The organism is Erysipelatoclostridium sp. An15, assembly GCF_002160675.1.
In the GTDB taxonomy this organism is placed as follows: domain Bacteria; phylum Bacillota_I; class Bacilli_A; order Erysipelotrichales; family Coprobacillaceae; genus Thomasclavelia; species Thomasclavelia merdavium.
In genome coordinates, this window is record NZ_NFLA01000104.1 from 1 (window position 1) to 1,702 (window position 1,702).

1 protein-coding gene is annotated in these 1,702 nt (G+C 45.8%); it reads right to left on the reverse strand.

Translation table 11 applies throughout. From position 1 onward, the window contains the following. The coding region (locus B5E92_RS15175) for a collagen binding domain-containing protein (RefSeq protein ID WP_239406510.1) at window positions 1-1,424 on the reverse strand (1,424 nt) is incomplete at its 3' end. Window positions 1,425-1,702: the final 278 nt, after the last annotated feature.

Sequence of the window (1,702 nt, forward strand, 5' to 3'; positions counted from 1 at the left end):
GTCGCACTTCCTTGACCTTTGGTATCGCTGGTTTCTAAATCTCTTTTCTGGATTTTTACACCGCCACGGATAACCTTGTCTGATACATGGTACTGATTGCTTCCAGACAGTACGGCAATGTCGCCGTCCTCGGTAATCTGTGTAAGGTACATTCCTTTAATCTGTTCCTCGCTTCCGTCAGTCTGCATATATGCACCGTCAAGAAGATAGCCGTTAGGAGCTTTCGTTTCCTCAACCGTCAGCGTTCCTAAAGGAAGCACGTTCTTTCCGTCCTGTGTATAGAAGCTGTCCCCAGATACCTTGTATTCATCAGAAAGGCGGGAAACATAATGGATAGTGCCGTCGCTGTCCTTTTCAGCGATTGTCTTTGTCACCCATGTTTTTGTCGGCTCGCTGGGGAGATTGTCAGCGGTATAGTGTCCCGCATAGAATTTCCATGTGAACTCCGCACCCTCTAGGGAAGCGTCGCCCTGTGGAGCGTCTTTCTGTGTTTCCATGTCAATCTTGAAAAGCTCGATAAGGGTATCTGTGACCTTTGGCGTATCTGATACATTGAGTGTCGCTGTCTTGCCAGCTTCCACATTTAAGGAATACACAGTGCTGTCCACTTTATAGCCAGCAGGAGCAGAAAGCTCTTTGATGTAGACTGTGCCAGCCTTTACTTCCACGGTATCAGTATTTCCGCTGTTATCAGTCGTAAGGGTGGCAAGCTGTTTCGTACAGTCCTTATCAGAATAGACACCATAAGTCGCACCAGCGATAGAGTAAAGCCCGTTCCCATCGGTAATGCTGGCATTACTGGAAGTCTTTTTCAATGTGGCATTTCCAACGGCAAGTTTCGCCCAGAACTGTCCAATGTCCTGTCCCTCGCCAGAGTAGATGTAACCGCCACATTCATAGCGTTCCTTGTTCTCGCTGGCAAAGGCTTTCGCCCCAGCGTAAACCTCGTCCTGTATAGCTTTTGGAATTTCATCATAGGAAGCTCTGACGTTATCGCATTGCCAGCCCAGATGAACACTCAATCTCTGCCATACGACGCACTGTTTCAAAAGATAGATATGCTGACTGCTCAATCCGCTGTGGCTCTGCACATACTGATTAACATACTCGATTGAGAGGGCAACATCTGAAATCTGGTTGTAGCTCATGCGTGTGCTTGCGTCGGCTCTGGTCTTATAACCGTTGCGGAAGTTGGTGTTAATATCCACGCAGAAAGCGTCCTCGCCCTCAACGGTCATGTGTCCCTCATTGAATGTCGAACCGATAGAACCGTCATTCATTACTTTTTCAACGATACCGACACGCTCGGCACTTTCTGTCCAGTATTGCTTCTCGGAAGCGTGGACTGCCGTTGTCGGCAAAGCGGTAACGATAGTCGCAAAGGCAAGGAAGCCTGTGGCTAATCGCTTCAATATCTTTTTCATAGCTTTTAAAATTCTCCTTTCGTTTGGATATAGAAAAAGCCGTCCATTTCTGAACGGCTGGTAATAGAAAAGGAACGTCAATATCGGCGTTCCATAATCTACTTGCGATATTCAATTTTAATCTTTTCAATACTGATGTGCTGTACCATATCTTTGCATATCTGGGATTTCTAACGTATCAAGGCTCATTCAATGGTAGTAAAATCGTAGTAATTTGAAGTATTTCAATCCTTGAATGTGCTGATAAGTACAGTGTTTTAGCGGACAATCAGATTTTT